At 73.0% G+C, this 21,704-nt stretch carries 23 protein-coding genes; 20 read left to right on the top strand and 3 right to left on the bottom strand.

The window, feature by feature from the left end:
* Positions 1 to 64 precede the first annotated feature (64 nt).
* The 12 genes from rimM (at position 65) to dprA (ending at position 11,054) form a co-directional block, all read left to right on the top strand.
* Entirely contained in the window at positions 65 to 745 is a 681-nt protein-coding gene (gene rimM / locus ABD345_RS23355; protein ID WP_344554550.1) for a ribosome maturation factor RimM, read from the top strand.
* A gap of 5 nt (positions 746 to 750) precedes the next feature.
* Positions 751 to 1,569, top strand: coding sequence for a tRNA (guanosine(37)-N1)-methyltransferase TrmD (trmD, locus tag ABD345_RS23350; protein ID WP_344554595.1), 819 nt, complete (start codon positions 751 to 753; stop codon positions 1,567 to 1,569).
* A 156-nt stretch (positions 1,570 to 1,725) separates the two neighbouring features.
* Complete coding sequence (gene rplS, locus ABD345_RS23345; RefSeq protein ID WP_030458810.1) at positions 1,726 to 2,076, top strand: 50S ribosomal protein L19; 351 nt, start codon at positions 1,726 to 1,728, stop codon at positions 2,074 to 2,076.
* Positions 2,077 to 2,141: 65 nt separating this feature from the next.
* Entirely contained in the window at positions 2,142 to 3,002 is an 861-nt protein-coding gene (gene lepB / locus ABD345_RS23340) for a signal peptidase I (protein ID WP_344554549.1), read from the top strand.
* Between the two features lie 109 nt (positions 3,003 to 3,111).
* The gene (lepB, locus tag ABD345_RS23335) at positions 3,112 to 4,119 is read left to right on the top strand and encodes a signal peptidase I (protein ID WP_344554548.1); all 1,008 of its coding nucleotides are present in this window, start codon (positions 3,112 to 3,114) and stop codon (positions 4,117 to 4,119) included.
* Between the two features lie 204 nt (positions 4,120 to 4,323).
* Entirely contained in the window at positions 4,324 to 5,238 is a 915-nt protein-coding gene (gene lepB, locus ABD345_RS23330; protein ID WP_344554547.1) for a signal peptidase I, read from the top strand.
* Positions 5,239 to 5,405: 167 nt separating this feature from the next.
* Positions 5,406 to 6,149 carry a signal peptidase I gene (gene lepB, locus ABD345_RS23325; protein WP_344554546.1) on the top strand — a complete coding sequence of 248 codons (744 nt, stop codon included), beginning with the start codon at positions 5,406 to 5,408 and terminating at the stop codon, positions 6,147 to 6,149.
* Between the two features lie 85 nt (positions 6,150 to 6,234).
* Positions 6,235 to 6,702, top strand: coding sequence for an NUDIX hydrolase (locus tag ABD345_RS23320; protein ID WP_344554545.1), 468 nt, complete (start codon positions 6,235 to 6,237; stop codon positions 6,700 to 6,702).
* 56 nt (positions 6,703 to 6,758) lie between these two features.
* Positions 6,759 to 7,085, top strand: a complete 327-nt coding sequence (locus tag ABD345_RS23315; protein WP_030458804.1) for a DUF2469 domain-containing protein — start codon at positions 6,759 to 6,761, stop codon at positions 7,083 to 7,085.
* Between the two features lie 278 nt (positions 7,086 to 7,363).
* Positions 7,364 to 7,834: a YraN family protein gene (locus ABD345_RS23310; RefSeq protein WP_344554594.1), complete on the top strand. Its 471-nt coding sequence runs from the start codon at positions 7,364 to 7,366 to the stop codon at positions 7,832 to 7,834.
* Between the two features lies 1 nt (position 7,835).
* Complete coding sequence (locus ABD345_RS23305) at positions 7,836 to 9,509, top strand: YifB family Mg chelatase-like AAA ATPase (RefSeq protein ID WP_344554544.1); 1,674 nt, start codon at positions 7,836 to 7,838, stop codon at positions 9,507 to 9,509.
* A gap of 147 nt (positions 9,510 to 9,656) precedes the next feature.
* Entirely contained in the window at positions 9,657 to 11,054 is a 1,398-nt protein-coding gene (gene dprA / locus ABD345_RS23300; RefSeq protein ID WP_344554543.1) for a DNA-processing protein DprA, read from the top strand.
* Positions 11,055 to 11,906: 852 nt separating this feature from the next.
* Here dprA and ABD345_RS23295 read toward each other — a convergent pair.
* Positions 11,907 to 12,308 carry a hypothetical protein gene (locus tag ABD345_RS23295; RefSeq protein WP_344554542.1) on the bottom strand — a complete coding sequence of 134 codons (402 nt, stop codon included), beginning with the start codon at positions 12,306 to 12,308 and terminating at the stop codon, positions 11,907 to 11,909.
* A gap of 22 nt (positions 12,309 to 12,330) precedes the next feature.
* Here ABD345_RS23295 and whiG point away from each other — a divergent pair, with 22 nt between their 5' ends.
* On the top strand, positions 12,331 to 13,173 hold the full coding sequence (whiG, locus tag ABD345_RS23290; RefSeq protein WP_344554541.1) for an RNA polymerase sigma factor WhiG: 843 nt from the start codon (positions 12,331 to 12,333) through the stop codon (positions 13,171 to 13,173).
* Positions 13,174 to 13,356: 183 nt separating this feature from the next.
* On the top strand, positions 13,357 to 14,016 hold the full coding sequence (locus ABD345_RS23285) for a TetR/AcrR family transcriptional regulator (RefSeq protein ID WP_344554540.1): 660 nt from the start codon (positions 13,357 to 13,359) through the stop codon (positions 14,014 to 14,016).
* A gap of 7 nt (positions 14,017 to 14,023) precedes the next feature.
* On the opposite strand, the gene ABD345_RS23280 is transcribed toward ABD345_RS23285, so the two are convergent.
* Entirely contained in the window at positions 14,024 to 14,641 is a 618-nt protein-coding gene (locus tag ABD345_RS23280) for a murein hydrolase activator EnvC family protein (protein WP_344554539.1), read from the bottom strand.
* Between the two features lie 692 nt (positions 14,642 to 15,333).
* Between ABD345_RS23280 and rpsB the strand changes: the two genes are divergently transcribed.
* The 5 genes from rpsB (at position 15,334) to ABD345_RS23255 (ending at position 19,938) form a co-directional block, all read left to right on the top strand.
* On the top strand, positions 15,334 to 16,236 hold the full coding sequence (gene rpsB, locus ABD345_RS23275) for a 30S ribosomal protein S2 (RefSeq protein ID WP_344554538.1): 903 nt from the start codon (positions 15,334 to 15,336) through the stop codon (positions 16,234 to 16,236).
* 132 nt (positions 16,237 to 16,368) lie between these two features.
* Positions 16,369 to 17,208: a translation elongation factor Ts gene (gene tsf / locus ABD345_RS23270; protein WP_344554537.1), complete on the top strand. Its 840-nt coding sequence runs from the start codon at positions 16,369 to 16,371 to the stop codon at positions 17,206 to 17,208.
* Between the two features lie 285 nt (positions 17,209 to 17,493).
* Positions 17,494 to 18,249 (top strand): UMP kinase, encoded by a 756-nt coding sequence (gene pyrH / locus ABD345_RS23265; protein ID WP_344554536.1) that lies wholly within the window; start codon positions 17,494 to 17,496, stop codon positions 18,247 to 18,249.
* 80 nt (positions 18,250 to 18,329) lie between these two features.
* Positions 18,330 to 18,887, top strand: coding sequence for a ribosome recycling factor (gene frr, locus ABD345_RS23260; RefSeq protein ID WP_344554535.1), 558 nt, complete (start codon positions 18,330 to 18,332; stop codon positions 18,885 to 18,887).
* A 100-nt stretch (positions 18,888 to 18,987) separates the two neighbouring features.
* Entirely contained in the window at positions 18,988 to 19,938 is a 951-nt protein-coding gene (locus tag ABD345_RS23255; protein ID WP_344554534.1) for a phosphatidate cytidylyltransferase, read from the top strand.
* Positions 19,939 to 19,999: 61 nt separating this feature from the next.
* Here the strand turns inward: ABD345_RS23255 and ABD345_RS23250 are convergent, their stop codons facing one another.
* Positions 20,000 to 20,461, bottom strand: coding sequence for a hypothetical protein (locus ABD345_RS23250; RefSeq protein ID WP_344554533.1), 462 nt, complete (start codon positions 20,459 to 20,461; stop codon positions 20,000 to 20,002).
* A 142-nt stretch (positions 20,462 to 20,603) separates the two neighbouring features.
* Here ABD345_RS23250 and rlmN point away from each other — a divergent pair, with 142 nt between their 5' ends.
* Positions 20,604 to 21,704 carry a dual-specificity RNA methyltransferase RlmN gene (gene rlmN / locus ABD345_RS23245; RefSeq protein WP_344554532.1) on the top strand — a complete coding sequence of 367 codons (1,101 nt, stop codon included), beginning with the start codon at positions 20,604 to 20,606 and terminating at the stop codon, positions 21,702 to 21,704.

Raw genomic sequence — 21,704 nt, 5'->3', positions numbered from 1 at the left:
GGGGCGCCCGCCTCGGGCTCCCCGTTCCTTCCCCGTGCCACCACCTCTCAGGAGAACGATCACCGTGCAGCTCGTCGTCGGCAGGATCGGCCGCGCCCACGGAATCCGGGGGGACGTCAGCGTGGAAGTCCGCACCGACGAGCCGGAACTGCGGCTCGGGCCCGGCGCGGTCCTCCTCACCGACCCCGCCGCCACCGGACCGCTGACCGTCGAGACCGGCCGGGTGCACAGCGGACGCCTGCTGCTGCGCTTCGTCGGCGTCAAGGACCGCACCGCCGCCGAGGCCCTGCGCGGCACCATGCTGATCGCCGAGGTCGACCCGGAGGAGACCCCCGAGGACCCGGACGAGTACTACGACCACCAACTCATCGGCCTGGACGTGGTGCTGGCCGACGGCACCCCGGTCGGCGAACTCACCGAGGTGCTCCACCTCCCGTACCAGGACCTGCTCACCGTCCAGCGCCCCGACGGCACCGAGGTGCTGGTCCCGTTCGTCGAGCAGATCGTCCCCACCATCGACCTGGACGAGCAGCGCGTCGTCATCACCCCGCCGCCCGGCCTGATCGACTCCGAGGCCGGCCCGGGCTCGGGCTCGACCGCTGGTGCCGGCTCTGGATCTGGATCTGAGGCTGGATCCGGGGCTGTGGTGGACGAGGCTGCGGGTGCGGGTGCGGGTGCGGGTTCGGGTGACGGTCCGGACGGCGAGCCGGGCAGCGGTTCGGACCAGAACGGGGGCGGCGCGTGAGCGAGATGCGGATCGACGTCGTCACGATCTTCCCCGAGTACCTGGAGCCGCTGAACGTCTCGCTGGTCGGCAAGGCGCGGGCCCGCGGGCAGCTGGACGTGCACCTGCACGACCTGCGGTCGTGGACCACCGACATCCACCGGACCGTGGACGACACCCCCTACGGCGGCGGCCCCGGCATGGTGATGAAGCCCGAGCCGTGGGGCGCCGCGCTGGACGCCGTGCTGGCCGCCGGCCCCGAGGGCGAGGTGCCCACCCTGGTGGTGCCCACCCCCAGCGGACGCCCCTTCACCCAGGACCTCGCCCAGGACCTCGCCGCCCGCCCCTGGCTGGCCTTCGCACCCGCCCGCTACGAGGGCATCGACCGGCGGGTCATCGAGGAGGCCGCGACCCGGATGCCGGTGGTCGAGGTATCGATCGGCGACTACGTGCTGGCCGGTGGCGAGGTCGCCGTGCTGGTGATGGTCGAGGCCGTCGCCCGACTGCTGCCCGGCGTGCTGGGCAACGCCGAGTCGCACCGCGACGACTCCTTCGCCCCCGGCGCCATGGCCGACCTGCTGGAGGGCCCGGTGTACACCAAGCCCGCCGAGTGGCGCGGCCGGGAGGTGCCGGAGATCCTGCTCAGCGGCCACCACGGCAAGATCGCCCAGTGGCGGCGCGAGCAGGCGTTCGCCCGCACCCTCGCCAACCGGCCCGACCTGGTGGCCCGCTGGCAGCGCGAGGCGTTCAGCAAGAAGGAGCGCGAGGCGCTGAGCGTGCTCGGCCTGGCCTGGGACGAGGCCGACGGCCGATTTCGGTCCGTGGCCGACCCTGTGGAAGAATAGGCGACTGTTGTCTGCCGCCCGGCTCCCCCTGCGGGGAGTCAGTGGACCGGTGCCCCCGCCACGGGGGGATCACCGCCAGCCGAAGCGGCCCGCAACACCACCCGGTTGAATCGAACTTCCGTGGGCGGCCCGTGGCGCCTGCGATGGAGAGCAACGATGAGCAACAAGCTCGCTGCTGTCGACGCGGCCTCGCTGCGCACCGACATCCCCGCCTTCCGCCCCGGCGACACCCTCAAGGTGCACGTCCGAGTCATCGAAGGCAACCGCTCGCGCGTCCAGGTCTTCCAGGGCGTCGTCATCCGCCGCCACGGTGCGGGCATCGGTGAGACCTTCACCGTCCGCAAGGTCAGCTTCAACGTCGGCGTCGAGCGCACCTTCCCGGTGCACACCCCGGTCGTCGAGAAGATCGAGGTCGTGACCCGCGGTGCGGTCCGCCGCGCCAAGCTGTACTACCTGCGTGACCTCCGCGGCAAGGCCGCGAAGATCAAGGAGAAGCGCGACGCGTGATCGCGCAGGCTCAACGGGGGTCGGCCCTCCTGCCGGTGTAGACCGGGGGGATAAGCTCACCCCCGATGAGCACGCACGAGCCACCGACGGACCGCGACGGCAGTCCCGCACCCACGGGTGCGGCCTCGCCGGCGCGGTCCGCCGTCGTTTCCGCCCCCGGAACCTCCTCCGGCGCCGACAGCGGGACGGACGGCAGTGACGGCTCCGGCGACGGTGGCGGTGGCCGTGTCGACGGTGTCGGCGGCGACGAGGTCGGCACCGGGCGGCGGTGGTCGCGGGACCTGCTGTGGATCGGCGCGGTGTGCGTGGTCGTGCTGCTGCTGGTGAACGCCTTCGTGGCGCGGCCGTTCGCGGTGCCGTCCGGCTCGATGGAGGGGACGCTGGAGCCGGGTGACCGAGTGCTGGTCAACCAGCTCGCGTACGCCTTCGGCGGGCACCCCCAGCGGGGCGACGTGGTGGTCTTCGACGGCATCGGCTCCTTCCTGCCCTACCAGGACGAACCGTCCGGGTTGAAGCGGCTGTTGGTCGGGGCGGGCCTCGCCCCGGCGGGTGACACGGTCTACGTGAAGCGGGTCATCGGTGTCGGCGGGGACCGGATCACCTGCTGCGGGACGGACGGCCGGCTGCAGGTCAACGGGGTGGCGCTGGACGAGGGCGCGTACCTGTTCCCCGGTGACGCGCCCTCGGCGGCACCGTTCGACATCGTGGTTCCCGACGGCAAGTTGTGGGTGATGGGCGATCACCGCAGTGCCTCCCGCGACTCCCGCGACCACCTCGGTGAGCCCGGCGGCGGTGCCGTGCCCGAGGACAAGGTGATCGGCCGCGCCGACTGGGTGATGTTCCCCCTCGGCCGTGCCACCTCCCTCGACCGACCGGCGGCGTTCGCCGCGATTGAGGGGACCGGTGGCCATGGGGAGCAGAGGTAGACCCAGGACCGCCGCCGACGGCCCGTCCGGCCCCGCCCGCCCGGGTGGCGCCCCCCGCACCGGCGCCGCGTCCGATCCCGGGGCCGAGCCCGATCCCCTGGCCGCGTCCGTGTACCTGGCCCCCACCGGCGGGGCCGAGGACCCGGGCGACCGGGACGGCGCCGATGCCGGTGCCGGTGCCGGTGCCGCCGGTGTCGGTGGCTGTGGCGGGGTCGGTGGCGATGACGGGGACGGGGGCTGGAGCGGCGGGGACGACGCGGAGGCCCGCCCCGTCCGGGGACGCGCCGAGCGCCGTCGCACCGCCAAGCGCGCCGCGCGCCGCAGTCGGCGCTCCTTCCTGCGCGAGCTTCCAGTGATCGTGCTGGTCGCCCTGGTGATCGCACTGGTGATGAAGACGTTCCTGCTCCAGGTGTTCGTGATCCCCTCCGGTTCGATGGAACAGACCCTGCAGATCGGTGACCGGGTCGTCGTGGACAAGTTCACCCCGTGGTTCGGCGCCGAGCCGGAGCGCGGCGAGGTGGTGGTCTTCAAGGACCCGGGCGGCTGGCTGGAGAACGACCACAAGCCGTCCACGGACGGGCCCGTGCTGCGGAACGTGAAGTCGCTGTTCTCCGCGGTGGGGCTCCTTCCCTCCGACGACGAGCGGGACTTGATCAAGCGGGTGATCGGTGTCGGTGGTGACACCGTGGAGTGCTGCGACGAGCACGGCCGGGTCAGCGTGAACGGCACGCCGCTGGACGAGCCGTACATCGCGGCCGGGAACTCGCCCTCGCGGATCACCTTCAAGGTGACGGTGCCTCAGGGCCGGCTCTGGGTGATGGGCGACCACCGAGACCTGTCCGCCGACTCCCGCTACCACATGGGCAATCCGGGCTCCGGGACGATCCCGGTGGAGAACGTGGTGGGGCGCGCCTTCGTGGTCGCCTGGCCGCTCTCCCACTTCGGTCAACTGGACGTTCCCGATTCACTCTCCTCCTTGCCGGGGCGGGCCGCCGGATCGGCGGCCGTCGAGCCGGTTCCTGCGGAACCCCCACTCGTTATGGGTGTGTTGGGCGTGCTTCCGCTCCTCGTCCGGTACCGCGGGACGCGTCGGAGGGACGGGCCGGTGGCCGACTGACAGGGTGGTCGGCGCGTGGGAACACGGGCGCGTCGACCGGGAGTGATAGAGAAGTGTGAAGTGCTCGGTTCCGGCCTGGTGTCGGGTCTGCCTCCGTAGGGCAAGCCAGAGACGGGTTCCCGACCGACTGCAGAGTGTGGTGCCCGCTGTGCGGCACTGGTGAGCGCGGACGCGCAGGCGTCCGCACAGCAGGGAGGAGAAGTCGTGGGGGATCTGGTGATCGGTGCCCGCTCAGGTGCTCCGGAGCCCGACGGGGAACCCGTGGGCAACCAGGAGGGGGCGCACGCCGGGGACGGCGAAGCGCTCCGGGACGCCGAGGCCGGGGCGGAGGCCGACGGAAGTTCGGCCGCACCGCCCAAGAAGGCGCCCAAGCAGCGTTCCTTCTGGAAGGAACTGCCGATCCTGATCGGCATCGCGCTGATCCTGGCCCTGGTGATCAAGACCTTCTTCGTCCAGGCGTTCTCGATCCCCTCGGGGTCGATGGAGAACACCCTCCAGGTCGGCGACCGCGTCCTGGTCGACAAGCTCACCCCCTGGTTCGGCTCCGAGCCGGAGCGCGGCGAGGTCGTGGTCTTCAAGGACCCGGGCGGCTGGCTGAACGACGAGCCGACCCAGCGCAGCGACAACTCCTTCGTGCGCGGCGTGCAGGACGTGTTCAGCTTCATCGGGCTGATGCCGTCCAGCGACGAGAAGGACCTGATCAAGCGCGTCATCGCGGTCGGCGGTGACACCGTGGAGTGCCAGGGCTCCGGCCCGGTCAAGGTGAACGGCGTGGCACTGGACGAGCCGTACATCTTCCCCGGGAACACCCCGTGCGGAGAGAAGCCGTTCGGGCCGGTGAACGTGCCCAAGGGCCGGATCTGGGTGATGGGCGACCACCGAGGCAACTCCCTGGACTCGCGGTACCACATGGACCAGCCCGGTGGCGGCACCGTGCCGGTCGACAACGTGGTCGGCCGCGCGTTCGTGGTGGCCTGGCCGATCGGCGACTGGGCGACGCTGCCCGTTCCGGACACCTTCGACCAGAAGGGGCTCGCGTCCGGACCGCTCGTTCCGACGACGGCCGGCGCGGCACTGGCCGTCCCCGCCGTGTGGTGGGTGCGTCGGCGCCGCCGCTGACCGGGCACCGACCTGCCGGGAACGCCTCTTGCGCGGGCCGTGGTACTGGCGAGTAATCTGCTCGCACGTGCCGCGGCCCGCAGCGCTGTCCGGACCGGGACGGCCGGTCGCGGACCGGCCTCCGCCGTGCGGGCGGAGCTGCCGGGAGGCGGGAGAGGGCGGAGCCGATGAGCAGCGTCGCGGAGCGGACACCGCGCACCGGGGCGGGGCCGGCCCGCCGCCGGAGCACCGCGTCGATCGTGCAGGGCGCGGCGATCGCGCTCGGCTTCGTGATGCTGGTCGGGGGCTTCGCGGTGCTGGCCCTCCAGTACCGGCCCTACCGGATCCCGACCAGTTCGATGAGCCCGACCCTGGAGGTCGGCGACACCGTCCTGGCCCGGACCGGCGGAGCGGTCGGCCGCGGTGACATCGTGGTCTTCCAGGACCAGGACTGGGGTACCGCGACCCTGGTCAAGCGCGTGGTCGCGGTCGGCGGGGACACCGTCTCCGGTGACGCGGAGGGGCGGATCACCGTCAACGGGCACCAGGTGTCCGAGCCCTACCTGGCCGCCCTCGGGACGGGTGGGACGGCGTTCTCGGTCACCGTGCCGGAGGGGCGGCTGTTCCTGCTCGGCGACTTCCGGGGGAACTCCCTGGACTCGCGCAGCCACCTCGACGTGGCGTTCGGCTCGGTGCCCGTCTCCGGGGTGAGGGCACGGGTGGAGGCGGTGATCCGGCCGCTGTCCCGGCTCGGGCTCGAGCCGCGCGCCACGGCCTTCGACGGACTGGGCGGCCCCCGGGCCCACCAGGCCGGCCCGCTGGTGCCCGCCGCCTGGACGTCGGCCGGCGGGGCGGTGCTGATCGTGGCCGCCTCCGCGGCGGGCTGGGCGGTCTCGCTGACCCGCCGGGTACGGGGGCGGGGCAAGGTCTGAGCCCGCCGCGGACGACGGGCCGGCGCCGGTGCCGGTCCCGCTGAGGAGGCGCGCCCAGCGCCTCAGGACGGAGCCGAGCCAGGTGGTGGAACGTCGCAGGGCCGTGCGGGTGCTGTTGCTGGACCCGGACGACCGCGTCCTGCTGCTGCGCGGAACGGACCCGGCGCAGCCCGGTACCACCTGGTGGATCACACCCGGCGGCGGCATCGAACCGGGCGAGGGGCCGGACGCGGCCGCCCGGCGCGAGCTGGCCGAGGAGACCGGGCTGACGGACGTGGACTGGGGACCGCTGGTCGGGTACGGCACGGCGGAGTTCTCCTTCCGGGGCAGGGAGTACCGACAGGAGCAGTGGTTCCGGCTGGCCCGCACCGAGCGGACCGAGGTGTCACTGCCGCGCGGCGGGACGGACGAGCACGCGTTGCTGCTGGCCTTCCGCTGGTGGACGCTGGGTGAGTTGAGGACCACCGGGGAGACCGTCCACCCGCGCGGACTGGCCGGACTGGTGGCACGGGTTCTGACGGAAGGGCCGCCAGAACCGCCAGTAAGGCTCTGAGCACGGGCTCGGTGGTCCACAATGGGGTGGACGTGACGAGTGAGGGGACGCTTGGAATGAGTGCCGAAGACCTCGAGAAGTACGAGACCGAGATGGAGCTCAAGCTCTACCGGGAGTACCGGGATGTCGTCGGCCTGTTCAAGTACGTGATCGAGACCGAGCGGCGCTTCTACCTGACGAATGACTACGACCTCCAGGTGCACTCGGTGCAGGGTGAGGTGTTCTTCGAAGTGTCGATGGCTGACGCATGGGTCTGGGACATGTACCGACCGGCCCGATTCGTCCGGAAGGTCCGTGTGTTGACGTTCAAGGACGTGAACATCGAGGAACTGGCCAAGAGCGACCTCGAACTGCCCTCGGACGACTCCGCCTTCGGGAACTGACCACACCGCGGCTGAGCGGTCGGCGCCCGGCCGAAGCCGGTGCCCGGCGGGGACGGCGCGGCCGACCGCGCCCTCCTGCCAGGCCCCCGCACGCCTCCGTGAGCTGCGGCGGTGCCCGGGTCACCGAGATTGACCGCGCCGGTCGGGCGCTGTCCAGCGCCTTTTTCGATTTGTCGCTCGAACGGGTGAGCTGAGTTATCCACAGGCCCGGGTTATCCACAGCCCGGACCATTCCACTGGCCCGCTCCCGGCGCGTGACGGCAACCTTCCGGCCGGAGGTGATTGCCGTGCAGAACCCCAACAAGACGACCACCAACGGCCTCGGACGCTACGGCGAGGAGGTCGCCGCCCGACGGCTCGCCGAACGCGGGCTGCGCATCCTGGAACGCAACTGGCGCTGCGCCGAGGGCGAGCTCGACATCGTCGCCCTCGACGGGGACGTCCTCGCGATCTGCGAGGTGAAGACCCGCTCCGAACACGGCTTCCAACAGCCGGCCGAGGCGATCGACCAGACCAAGGCGGACCGGCTGCGCCGCCTCGCCGAGCGCTGGCTCGCCGAACGCTGGCCGGTGCACTTCTCCCGGCTCGTCCTCGCCGCCGAGCGGGCCTGGGGCGGCGAACCGCAGCCCGACGCGCAGGGCGGCGGTCCGGCCCCGCCACCTCCCGGCGGAGTCCGCATCGACCTGGTCGCCGTGGTCAATCCCCGCAGGGGCGCCGCCGCGGTCGAGCACCTGCGCGGGGCGGTGTGAGATGGCGTTCGCCCGCACCTGCTCAGTGGCCCTGGTCGGAGTGGACGGCGTCGTGGTCGAGGTCCAGGCCGACCTCGAACCCGGCCTCGCGGCCTTCAGCCTGGTGGGCCTCGCCGACAAGGCCCTCCTGGAAGCCCGCGACCGGGTGCGGGCCGCGGTCTCCAACAGCGGGGAGAAGTGGCCGCTGCGCAAACTCACCGTGGGCCTCACCCCGGCCTCCGTGCCCAAGAGCGGCAGCGGCTACGACCTGGCGGTGGCCTGCGCCGTCCTGGCGGCCGCGGAACGGCTCGACCCCGCGTCGATCGACGGCCTGCTGATCATCGGCGAGCTGGGGCTGGACGGCCGGGTGCGCCCGGTGCGCGGGGTCCTGCCCTCGGTCCTGGCCGCGGCCGACGCCGGCTACCGGCAGGTGGTGGTCGCCGAACAGACCGCCGCCGAAGCGAGACTGGTGCCCGGCGTCTCCGTCCTCGGCGTGCGCAGCCTGCGCCAGCTCATCGCGATCCTCACCAACGCCCCCGTCCCCGACGAACCACCGGACCCGTCCACCGGCCGCCCCGACTCCTCGTTCGCCGGACTGCTGCTGCCCGGCCTCGGCGTCCGCGACCTCAGCTCCGAGCCGGCCGTCCGACCCGACCTCGCCGACGTGGCCGGGCAGTACGAGGCCCGCAGAGCCCTGGAGATCGCCGCCGCGGGTGGCCACCACATCTACCTGAAGGGCCCGCCCGGGGCCGGCAAGACGATGCTGGCCGAACGGCTGCCGGCCCTGCTCCCGCCGCTCACACCCACCGAAGCCCTCGAAGTGACCGCGATCCACTCCGTGGCCGGCCTGCTCCCGCCCGACCGGCCCCTGATCGACAACCCGCCCTACTGCGCGCCGCACCACTCGACGACCATGCCCGCCATCGTCGGCGGCGGCACGGGACTGCCCAGGCCCGGAGCCGTCTCCCTCGCCCACCGCGGTGTGCTGTTCCTCGACGAGGCACCCGAATTCCCGGTTCGGGTCCTCGACGCGCTGCGCCAACCCCTGGAATCGGGGGAGGTGATGATCGCCAGAGCCGCGGGCTCGATGCGGCTGCCCGCCCGCTTCCTGCTCTGCCTGGCGGCCAATCCCTGTCCCTGCGGCCGCTACTCACTGAGAGGAGAAGGGTGCGAATGCACACCTGTCATGGTCAACCGCTATCAGGCCCGACTGTCCGGGCCGCTGCTGGACCGGGTGGACCTCCAGGTGCAGGTCGCCGGAGTCACCAAGGCCGAACTGATGCAGCAGGGCGTAAAGGCCGAGAGCACGGCGACGGTCGCCGCACGCGTGCGGGAGGCCCGGGCGCGGGCCGCCGCTCGCCTCGTCGACACCCCGTGGCGGACCAACGCCGAAGTGCCCGGGCACGAACTGCGCACGCGCTGGCAACTCGCACCCGGTGCGCTGGCCGACGCCGAACGTGACCTCGACCGGGGGCTGCTCACCGCACGCGGCCTCGACCGCGTCCTGCGGGTCGCCTGGACGGTGGCCGACCTCGCGGGCCGGGACCGCCCGCACCGGACCGACGTCCAGAGCGCACTCACCCTCCGCACCGGCGTCCAACGGGCCGCCCGCCCGACGGACCGCAGGAACGACCCGCCCTACCCCTACGACGACACCGGCGTCGAGCCGGGCCCCGAGCAGACCAAAGAGTTCTGAGCGCCCCTCACCTCTCGCGGCGTCAGGAAGCCAACGGGCCAACTCCGTCGCACCTCCGGCCCCCGTCCACCGCCGCCGTCCACCGCCATACGTAGCCGACCGCGGCCACCGACCGCACCCCAGGAACAGGCAGCAGAAGGAGCACCGATGACCACGCACCCCGTATCCCGCACGCACGCCGACCTGTCCGGCAGCTCGCGCCCACCGCTCCCGCCCGGCGCTCCCGAGCCGGACGACGCCCCTGCGGCGTGCGACGGCGAACGGCTCCGCCACCCGGGCCGCGGCGTCGGACCACCGGCCGTGCACCGCTCACGCCACGGGCCGGCGGGGCCGGCCCGGACCGCTCCAGGCGAGCAGCGCGTCATCCGCCCCACCGCGTGGGCCGCGCCGACCGTCCCACCGGATCCGCCCGAGCCCGAACGGATCTCCCGGGCGGCGCTCACCAGGCTGATCGAACCGGGCGACGCCGCGATCGGCCGGGCGGTCCAACGGCTCGGCGTGGTCCGGTTGCTGCAGGGGTTCTACGAGGGAGCACCCGCCGGCCACCTGGGGCTCGGAGCCGACCGGATCGCCGCCTACCAGGAGAGACTGCGAAAGTTCAACCCGGCCGCCGACCTGGAACGGATCGCCAAGCTCGGTGGGAAGTTCATCATTCCGGGCGACAGCGAGTGGCCCTCGCAGCTCGACGACCTCGGCGACAGCCGCCCGGTCGGGCTGTGGATCCGCGGCCTCCCGTCGCAACGACTGCCGTCGCTGCGCCTGCTCGCCCTGCGCTCGGTGGCCGTCGTCGGCTCGCGGGCCTGCACCGCGTACGGACGGCACGTCGCAGGGCAGCTCGGGTCCGAACTGGCCGAGCGGGGCTGGGTGGTGGTGTCCGGCGCGGCGTACGGGGTGGACACCGCCGCGCACCTCGGAGCGCTGGCGGTCAACGGGATGACGATCGCGGTGCTCGCCAGTGGAGTCGACATCTGCTACCCGCGCGGGAACGAGGCCCTGATGGAGAGGATCGGGCGTGACGGGCTGCTGGTGAGCGAGCTGGCGCTGGGGATGAACCCGACCAGGTTCAGGTTCGTGCTGCGGAACCGGGTGATAGCCGCGCTCACCCGCGGCACGGTGGTGGTCGAGGCCGCGTCCCGCAGCGGCGCGCTCAGCACCGCGCGGCGGGCGCGGGACCTCAACCGGCACACCATGGGCATCCCCGGTCCGATCACCTCCGAACTCTCGGCGGGCGTGCACGCGTTGATCAGGGCCGGCGCGGCCAGCATGGTCACCAGCGGTGCCGAGGTGGGCGAGCTGATCGGCTCGATCGGAGCCGACCTGGCGCCGGAGCGGGTCGGCCCGATCCTGCCGAGGGACGCGCTGGAGCCGCCGGTGGCCAGGGTCCTGGAGGCGGTGCCCGCCAGCGCGGACGGCGCGCCGGTCCGGCGACTCGCCCACTACGCGGCGCTCTCCGAGAGCGCGACGGTCCAGCACCTCCACGAACTGAGTTCGCTCGGCTTCGTCGAACGCCACGGAGCGCACTGGAGGTTGGTGCGTCGCAAGTGATCACATTCGGGCAGAGTCGGACAGGCTGATGGGTTCCGGGTGGGTCAACCGGTCAACAGGAGGTGAGGCCAGCCGAGTTGAGGGACGATGGCAGCCTGTGGGTTCGGCCGGGGCGCTGCGGTGAGGGGCCGGGCCGAACCGCCCGGAGGTGCTCGCGGGTCCGCGCTGGTCGGCGGGCCGGCCGGGCAGGAGCGTCCGGGGGCGGCCCGGGCGCCCGGATGCGACGCGCCGACGCCGCCCTTTGCTGCCACCGGATCGGGCGACGCCCGAGTGGCGGTAGCACTGTGCAGCGACTCGGTCACGCTACGCTCGCTCATGGCGTCCCTATCAGCACATGACTCGGCAGAACGGCGCAGACCAACGCATGCCCACTCACATTCCCGGACACAGGGTGACCGGTGACGGTCGGTCCCCGGACGGGACGGGGGCCGAGACCCACAACGCCGCGGAACTGCGGGCCAGATCCGGGGGAGTCGTGGGAATGACGCGACCGGGCGGCTCCCCGGCCGCGCCCCCGCAGTCCCCGCCCCGCTCCGTCCCCGCCTCGCCCCTTCCCCGTCCACCCGCCCCGTCGGGATCCGCCCCCCGGCCGGCCCCGGCCCGCCCCCCGGCCGACCGGCCCGGCCAGGTGCTGCCCTGCCCGCAGGCGACACCGCCCGGCGGGGCGGCGAAGCCTCTGCCGCGTGACGAGGAAGGCGCCGGTGCGGGCACGGGCATCCGACCGGGCGGTCGGAGCGGCGCCGATCCGGTGGGCGGTCGCGGCGAGCAGGACGCCGACGGTCGACGGGCGGGAGCGGCCGGTGCCGGGCCCCAGCCCCCGACGGCGTCCGCCGGTGCGCGGCCGGTGCGCGGTCAGTCCAAGCGGGGCGCCCGGTCGAAGGCGAAGGATCCTTCCGCCCGGAGCGCCCAGGTCCGCAGGCAGGCGGGCGGACCGCCGCCCGCCCGCACCCCGGAGCGGTCGGAGGCGTCGAGGTCGTCGGGGCCGGAAACGGGCGGGGACCCGGTCGCGCAGCAGAGCGCACCGTTCCCGGTGCCGCTGCCCAGCCCCGGCCCCGGATCCGTCCCCGGCCCCGGATCCGTCCCCGGACCGGGGCAGTCGGCACCGGAGCAGTCCGCGCCGGGGGTGGTGCCGCGCCCCGGTGCGGGTGCGCCCGCGAAGCCGACCGGCCGCAGCGGCGCGCCGGACGGGGCATCGGGCAGCGGGCCGGGCAGCGCGCCGGACGGGGCCCCGGGCGGTGGTGCGGGCGCGGACACGGTGGGGCGCGCCGGTGCGACGGTGCCCGCACCGGCGTCAGCGCCCGGGGCGGGCGTCGGCGCGGAGGGTGCGAGCAGGGCGGGGGAGCGCGCGAAGGGCGCCGACCAGTCGGCGCTGCAGGCGCTGTGGCGCTCGTACAAGGAGACCGGGGACCACGGGCTCCGGGACCAGCTGATCCTGCACTACTCGCCGCTGGTGAAGTACGTGGCGGGCCGGGTCGGGGTCGGGCTGCCCGCCAACGTGGAGCAGGCGGACTTCGTGTCCTCCGGGGTCTTCGGGCTGATCGACGCCATCGAGAAGTTCGACATCGACCGGGCGATCAAGTTCGAGACCTACGCGATCAGCCGGATCCGCGGTGCGATCATCGACGAACTGCGGGCGCTGGACTGGATCCCCCGGTCGGTCCGGCAGAAGGCCAAGGCGGTCGAGCGGGCCTACGCCACGTTGGAGGCCCGGCTGCGGCGGTCGCCGCACGACCCCGAGGTGGCGGCGGAGATGGGCATCTCGCTCGACGAGCTGCACACCATCTTCAGCCAGTTGTCGCTGGCCAACGTGGTGGCGCTGGACGAGCTGCTGCACTCGGCGGGTGAGGGCGGTGACCGGCTGACCCTGATGGAGACGCTCCCGGACAGCGGTGCGGACAACCCGGTCGAGATCGCCGAGGACCGCGAACTGCGGCGGCTGCTCGCCTCGGCGGTCAACACCCTGCCCGAGCGGGAGAAGACCGTGGTGACGCTCTACTACTACGAGGGCCTGACCCTGGCGGAGATCGGCCAGGTGCTCGGGGTGACGGAGAGCAGGGTCAGCCAGATCCACACCAAGTCGGTGCTGCAACTGCGGGCGAAGATGTCCGACGCCCGGTAGCTCCCCACCCGTCCGTCCGTCGGCCCGCGTCCGTCCGTCGGCCCCGCGTCCGTCCGTCGGCCTCGTGCCCGGTCGGCGGACCGGGCACGGCGGGGGCGCGGTGGCCGGTGGGAGGCCGATCTCGTGCCCACCGGTCGTCGGCGTCCGTAGAGTTGGGCCGTGCCGAAAATCCGGGCGGCCACTGTGGCCGAGCATCGACAGTTGCAGCAGACAGCGCTGCTGGACGCCGCACGCGTCCTGTTGGCGGAGGGCGGCCGGGAGGCGCTGAGCTTCGGCGCGCTCGCGGCGCGCACCGGCCTCGCCAGGTCCTCGGTGTACGAATACTTCCGTTCCAAGTCCGAACTGGTGGAAGCGCTCTGCACGGTCGACCTCCCGCTCTGGGCCGCCGAGATCGAGGCGGGCATGGCGGTCCGGGACGGCGCGGTCGAGCGGATCGAGGCGTACGTCCGCGGCCAGGTCTCGCTGGCCACCGACCCGGTGCACCGCGCCGTGGTGGCCGTCGCCGAGTACGAACTCGACGACGCCGCCCGGGCCAGGATCAGGGCGGCCCACGCCGGGCTGACCGCGATGGTGGTCCGCACCCTGGAGGACCTCGGCCACGCCCGGCCCGGTGTCGCGGCCTCACTGCTCCAGGGCGTGGTGGAGGCGGCGGTCCGCCAGGTCGAGCGGATCCGCGGCGAGGACGGCGCGCCCGGGGCCGGTGCGGTCGAGGAGATCGCCGACACCGCGGTGCGCTTCGCCCTCGACGGCCTGCGCCCGGTGGACCGTCCGGCGGACAACCCCGTGGACAGCGCGGACGGAGCGGGCGACGGAGACGGGACGGACGGCGCGAAAGCGCGCTGACGCCGGATCAGGGCGGGGAGAGCGGTAGCAGCCGGGCCCGGCCGGAGCCGAGCAGGGCGAGCGGGTCGAGGTAGCGGTCACCGCGGACCAGGCCCCAGTGCAGGCAGTCGACCGGGCAGTGGCCCGCGTCGCCGGTCACCACCCCGACCGGGTCGCCCGCCGCGACGGCGGTGCCGACCGGTGCGGAGGCTGCCACCGGCAGGTAGGTGGTCCGCAGCGGGGGAACGGCCGCCCCGGGGTGGGTCACCACGACCACCGGGCGCCCGCCCACCTGCCCGGCGAAGGTCACCACTCCGGGCGCCGCCGCCCGCACCACCGTGCCCGGTGCGGCCGCCAGGTCCACCCCCCGGTGCCCGGCGGCCCAGCGGGTCGGGGGCGGGTCGAAGCGTCGCAGCAGTCCCGACCGGTCGCCCACCGGCCACACCCGTCCCGCCCCGGGCCCGACCGCGCGCGGCCGTCCGGCCGGGAACCCCGCCGCCGTCGCGGGAGAGCGCGCCGCGACCGGCCGCGGGAGCGCAGCCGCCCCCGCCGCCGGCACGGCCCCGCCGAGCGCCACCGGCACCGGCACCGGCACCAGCACCAGCACCGACAGCAGTACCGCCGCCCGCAGCGGCGCACGCGCCACCCGCTTCCGGGCCCCGCCCTTCGCGCGCCGCACCGCACGGCACCGCGCCGTACCGCACCACCCCGCCCACCCCCGACGAACCCGGTGCCCCCGACGTACCCGCCTCACTCCGCGCACCTCCCCACCGCCTCCCGAACCGGCCGCCGACCGAACCGGCCGACCGGAACCGGTCGATCCCGCACTCCCGGACGCCCCGCGGAGCCGGTGGCGCCAGCGGGAAGCGTTCACCGGTGCCGTCCACCAGGGTGGGGTCGGCGGCGGCCGTCGCGCGTGCCGGTTCCACGGGCTGTGGACAGACCGGGGGCTGTGGACAACCGCCGTCCCCCGCAGGGGTGAACGGTCGGCGGTAGGCCGTCCGGGACGGTGCCGAACAGGCCATCGGGGACGCGGGGAGTCGCCCGTCGCTCGGGGCTTCCCGTACACTTCACACGCGACCCGGTCTGCCGGGTCGACTTCGCACGCCCCGCCACCGGCGGTCCGCCCCCTCGGGGGAGCGGTCGTCACGGTGCGAGTGCCGCTCGGTCCGCCGAGCCTGCCGAGGCCGCAAGCCTCGTACAGGCCGAGCGGCTTGGCACGTCGGGGCGTCAGGCGTGACGGTCGCCCGACCGGCACGGACAAAACCGAGTACCCCGGCACCCCACAGGATGCAACTGCCTCACGGCGCGCCGGGCAACACACGAGGAGTACGGCACATGGCCGTCGTCACGATGCGGGAGCTGCTGGAGAGCGGCGTCCACTTCGGTCACCAGACCCGTCGTTGGAACCCGAAGATGAAGCGCTTCATCTTCACGGAGCGCAACGGCATCTACATCATCGACCTCCTGCAGTCGCTGAACTACATCGACCGCGCCTTCGAGTTCGTCAAGGAGACCGTTGCCCACGGCGGCAGCGTCCTCTTCGTCGGCACCAAGAAGCAGGCCCAGGAGGCCATCGCCGAGCAGGCGACCCGCGTGGGCATGCCGTACGTCAACCAGCGCTGGCTGGGTGGCATGCTGACCAACTTCTCGACCGTCTACAAGCGCCTGCAGCGCCTCAAGGAGCTCGGCGAGATCGACTTCACGGACGTGGCCGGCTCCGGCCTCACCAAGAAGGAGCTCCTGGTCCTCCAGCGCGAGTACGACAAGCTGGAGAAGACCCTCGGCGGTATCCGCGACATGCAGCGCGTGCCCAGCGCCGTCTGGATCGTGGACACCAAGAAGGAGCACATCGCGGTCGGCGAGGCCCGGAAGCTCAACATCCCGGTCGTCGCGATCCTCGACACCAACTGCGACCCGGACGAGGTCGACTACAAGATCCCGGGCAACGACGACGCCATCCGCTCCGTCACCCTGCTGACCCGCGTGATCGCCGACGCCGTCGCCGAGGGCCTGAAGTCCCGCGCCGGTGTCGCCAAGGGCGACGCCAAGGCCGAGCCGGGCGCCGACCAGCCGCTGGCCGCCTGGGAGAAGGAGATCCTCGAGGGCGAGAAGGCCGCCGAGGCCCCCGCCGCTGAGGCCGCCACCGAGGCCCCCGCCGCTGAGGCCGCCACCGAGGCTCCGGCCGAGGCCGCCGCCGAGGCTGTCGAGGCTCCGGCCGCCGAGGCCGAGCAGGCCTGACGCACCACCAGGGCGAGGGGCACCGGCCGGGCTGAGCCGGTGGGTGCCCCTCTCTCCCGTGCCGGGGGTCCGCACCCCGGACCCCGGCACTTTCCCACGCAGACACGCGAGACGTGAGAAGAGATCACAACCATGGCGAACTTCACCGCCGCGGACGTCAAGAAGCTCCGTGAGCTCACCGGCGCCGGCATGATGGACTGCAAGAAGGCCCTGGACGAGGCCGAGGGCGACGTCCAGAAGGCCGTCGAGCTCCTGCGCATCAAGGGCCAGAAGGGCGTTGCCAAGCGCGAGGGCCGCGACGCCTCCAACGGCGCCGTCGCCGCGCTGATCGCCGAGGACAAGAAGTCCGGCGTCCTGGTCGAGCTGAACTGCGAGACCGACTTCGTCGCCAAGGGCGGCAAGTTCGTCGAGGTCGCCGACGCGATCGCCGCCCACGTGGCCGCCACCTCCCCGGCCGACCTGGACGCCGCCCTGGCCTCCGAGATCAACCCGGGCCAGACCGTCCAGCAGTTCGTGGACGAGGCCAACGCGACCCTCGGCGAGAAGATCGTGTTCCGCCGCTTCGCGCAGTTCGACGGCGACGGCTTCGTCGGCGTCTACCTGCACAAGTCGGACCCGGACCTGCCGCCGACCATCGGTGTCCTCGTCGAGCTCGACCAGGAGAACGCCGAGACCGCCAAGGACGTCGCGCAGCACATCGCCGCCTTCGCGCCGAAGTACCTCTCCCGCGAGGAGATCCCGGCCGAGGAGCTCGAGAACGAGCGCCGCGTCGCCGAGGCCACCGCCCGCGAGGAGGGCAAGCCCGAGGCCGCCCTGCCGAAGATCGTCGAGGGTCGGGTCACCGGCTTCGTCAAGGAGAACGCCGTCCTGGAGCAGGCGTTCGCCAAGGACAACAAGAAGTCCGTCGCCAAGGTCCTCGACGAGGCCGGCGTCACCCTCAAGCGCTTCGTCCGCTTCCGCGTCGGCGCCTGAGACCCGTTCCCGCGGTCCGTCCCGCCCCTGCCGGCCCGTGCCGGACATAAAGTAGGAGGACCGCACCCGTCCGCGAGGACGGAGGAGCGCGCCGGCCGAGCCCCCAGCACCCCGGGGGCGGTGTCGGCACCATGAACGACGAGGAGGCCATTGCCGTGCAGGAGACCGTACCGGTTCCCGCGGCAGTGGCCTCCTCTCGTGTACACGGCGCCGGGTCCGCACACCCGGCACCGTGACCAGCACTTTGCAGATCTGCTGACCAGCAGGCGGAGAAGGAGAAAGTCCATGCAGGAGACGCAGGAGACCGCGCCGGGCGGTGCACGCCGCCGGGTACTGCTCAAGCTGTCCGGCGAGGCGTTCGCCGGCGGAGGCGGCCTCGGCGTCGACCCGGACGTGGTGCACGCCATCGCCCGCGAGATCGCCACGGTGGTCCGGGCCGGCACGGAGGTCGCCATCGTCATCGGCGGCGGCAACTTCTTCCGCGGCGCCGAGCTCCAGCAGCGCGGCATGGACCGGGCCCGCTCCGACTACATGGGCATGCTCGGCACGGTGATGAACTGCCTCGCGCTCCAGGACTTCCTGATCAAGGAGGGCATGGAGACCCGGGTGCAGACCGCCATCACCATGGGCCAGGTCGCCGAGCCGTACCTGCCGCTGCGCGCCATCCGGCACCTGGAGAAGGGTCGCGTGGTGATCTTCGGCGCCGGGATGGGCATGCCGTACTTCTCCACCGACACCACCGCCGTGCAGCGCGCCCTGGAGATCCACGCCGACGTCCTGCTGATGGGCAAGAACGGCGTGGACGGCGTCTACGACGCCGACCCGCGCACCAACCCCGCCGCGGTCCGGTTCGACGCGCTGGACTACACCGAGGTGATCTCCCGCGACCTCAAGGTCGCCGACCTCACCGCGATCACCCTGTGCAAGGACAACGGGCTGCCGATCCTGGTCTTCGAGCTGCTCGCCGAGGGCAATATCGCCCGTGCGGTCAAGGGTGAGAAGATCGGCACACTCATCAGCGAGGATTCCGCCCGGGCCTAGGCGTCGGGGCTCCGAGCAGCAACAGCCGTCCGGGGCACCGGGACGGGACAACAGCAGATGAACCGGACAGGGAGCAGACAGTGATCGATGAGACCCTCCTCGAAGCCGAGGAGAAGATGGAGAAGGCCGTGGGCGTCGCCAAGGACGACCTCGCCGCCATCCGCACCGGGCGCGCGCACCCGGCGATGTTCGCCAAGATCGTCGCGGAGTACTACGGTGCCCTGACGCCGATCAACCAGCTGGCCTCGTTCTCCGTTCCGGAGCCGCGGATGGCCATGGTCACCCCGTTCGACAAGACCGCGCTGAAGGCCATCGAGACCGCGATCCGCGACTCGGACCTGGGCGTCAACCCGTCGAACGACGGCTCCGTCATCCGGGTGGTGCTCCCGCAGCTCACCGAGGAGCGCCGCCGCGAGTACATCAAGCAGGCCCGCGGCAAGGGCGAGGACGCCAAGGTCTCGGTCCGCTCGATCCGCCGCAAGGCGAAGGACGCGATCGACAAGCTGGTCAAGGACAAGGAGATCGGCGAGGACGACGGCCGCCGCGGCGAGAAGGAGCTCGACGACCTGACCGCCAAGTTCGTGGCGCAGGTCGACGAGCTGCTCAAGCACAAGGAAGCCGAGCTGCTCGAGGTCTGATCCGGACCCAGCCCGCAGCGCCCCGGACCGGCGGCTCGACCGCCCGGCCCGGGGCGCGGTTCCACCCGGGCCCGAACCCGCTCCGACCGGGACGGCACCGGTGGCCCGACCCGGCCGACACCAAACGGGTCACGCGCGGCGGCCCCCGGCATGGCGAGGGGGCGGCGCGGCACAGACTCAGTTCATGCCCCCCGCCCAGGAGAGCCCCGTGGCCCAGACCGACCAGCAGCCCCGCAAGCCGCGCGGCGGCCGCAACCTGCCCGCCGCGATAGGCGTGGGCGTCGGACTCGGGGCGGTCATCGCGGCCTCGCTGTTCGTGGTCAAGGCGGTCTTCATGGTGGTCGTCGCGGCCGCCGTGGCCGTCGGCATCTGGGAGCTCACCAGTCGGCTGGCCGAGCGCAAGGACGTCCGCGTCCCGCAGGTCCCGCTGCTGATCGGCGGCGTCGGCATGGTCGTCACCGGCTACTTCGAGGGCGGCCAGTGGGCCGCCGCGATCCTCGCGGTGACCGGCCTGGCGATGATGGTCGCCCGGATGGCGACCCCGCCGGAGAACTACCTGCGCGACATAACGGCCGGTGTCTTCACCGCCTTCTACGTGCCGTTCCTGGCCACCTTCGTCGCGCTGATCCTGGCCGCGGACGACGGCGCCTGGCGGATCCTGCTGTTCCTGGTGGTCACCGTCTGCTCCGACACCGGCGCGTACGCCGTGGGCTACAAGTTCGGCCGCAACAAGCTCGCGCCGTCCATCAGCCCCGGCAAGACCCGCGAGGGCCTGGCCGGCGGCATCGGCCTGTCGATGATCGCGGGCGCGCTGCTGATGGAGTACCTGATCGACGACGGCAGCTGGTGGCAGGGCCTGATCCTGGGCGGCTGCGCCGCCGTCACCGCGACCCTGGGCGACCTCGCCGAGTCGATGATCAAGCGTGACCTCGGCATCAAGGACATGGGCACCCTGCTCCCCGGCCACGGCGGCATCATGGACCGGCTGGACTCCCTGCTGCCCACCGCCCCGGTGGTCTGGCTGCTGCTCGCGGTCTTCGTCGGCAGCTGAGCACCGGACGAGTCGGTTCGGACGGCCCCCGTGACGCCACCGCGTCCGGGGGCCGTCCGCGTCACCGGAGGGCGGGCCGCCGACGGGGCCGGGAGCAGCGCTTCCGCAGGTCCCGGAGGCAGGACGGGGCCCACCCGAGGAGCAGACCGGCGGCCAGCGGCAGCACGGCGAACGCCGCGAGCCCCATTCCGGCGGGCACCCCCTTCGAGATCGCGACGCCGATGTCGTCGATCGGCCCGGTGAGGCAGACCGCCTCCACGATGAGGAGGAGCGCGGCGGCGTCCACCGCGAGGAGCGAGGGCAGCCACGCCCTACGGTGCCCGAGGTGGGCGCCGTACAGGAGGCTGCCGCTGCCGCCCAGCAGGATCGCCCCCCAGGAGAGCGGGGACCCGGCGAAGGCGAGGACCGCGAGCCAGGGGGTGGGCGTCGTGCAGGCGGCCCAGGCCACGGAGCACCGCCAGAGGTGCACCGGGTGGCCCGCCCGCGTCCTCGCTCCGGCCGCCTGCTCCTCGTCGTCCGGCATCGGGACCCCCAGTCCTCTTCGGCGGACGGAGCGCCCGTCCCTCGCCGGAGATGATCGTCCCAGATGATTTGAACGCGTTCAACTCCATGGGCCGCCCAGGGGACGCGGACCGGTTCCCCGGATCTGAGACACTGGACGGACCATGCCTAAGCCCGGAGAACTGACCTTTGTCGCGCCGCGTGGCGCCAAGCCCCCGCGACACCTCGCCGACCTCAGCCCTGCCGAGCGCAAGGAGGCCGTCGCCGAGCTGGGCGAACAGCCGTTCCGCGCGAAGCAACTGTCGAACCACTACTTCGGGCGGATGTCCGCGGACCCGGAGACCTGGACGGACATTCCGGCGGCGAGCCGGACGAAGCTGACCGAGGCGCTGCTGCCCGAGCTGATGTCCGTGGTGCGGCACGTGTCCTGCGACGACGACGCCACCCGCAAGACGCTGTGGAAGCTGTTCGACGGCACGCTGGTCGAGTCGGTGCTGATGCGCTACCCGGACCGCGTCACGATGTGCATCAGCTCGCAGGCCGGCTGCGGCATGAACTGCCCGTTCTGCGCGACCGGGCAGGCGGGGCTGACCCGCAACCTGTCCACCGGGGAGATCGTCGAGCAGATCGCGTCCGGCATGCGCGACCTGAAGTCCGGGGCCGTCCCCGGCGGCGAGGCCCGGCTGTCGAACGTGGTGTTCATGGGCATGGGCGAGCCGCTGGCCAACTACAACCGGGTGCTGTCGGCGATCCGCCGCCTCACCGACCCGGCGCCGGACGGCTTCGGCCTCTCCCAGCGCGGCATCACCGTCTCCACCGTCGGCCTGGTCCCGGCCATGCACCGCTTCGCGGACGAGGGCCTGAGCTGCCGCCTCGCGCTGTCGCTGCACGCGCCGGACGACGAACTGCGCGACGAGCTGGTGCCGGTCAACACCCGCTGGAAGGTCGACGAGGTGCTGGACGCCGCGTGGAACTACGCGGAGAAGTCCGGCCGCCGGGTGTCCATCGAGTACGCGCTGATCAAGGACATCAACGACCAGGCGTGGCGCGCGGACCTGCTCGGCCGGCTGATCAAGAACCGCCGGGTGCACGTGAACCTGATCCCGCTCAACCCGACGCCGGGTTCGAAGTGGACGGCCTCCCGCCCGGAGGACGAGCGCGAGTTCGTCCGCCGCCTGCAGGCGCACGGCGTGCCCACCACCGTCCGCGACACCCGCGGCCAGGAGATCGACGGCGCCTGCGGGCAGCTGGCCGCCGCGGGCTGA

It is taken from the genome of Kitasatospora saccharophila (assembly GCF_039529925.1).
GTDB lineage: Bacteria > Actinomycetota > Actinomycetes > Streptomycetales > Streptomycetaceae > Kitasatospora > Kitasatospora saccharophila.
The sequence above is the reverse complement of the archived record's forward strand: the minus strand, read 5'-3'. Positions and strand labels throughout refer to the sequence as shown.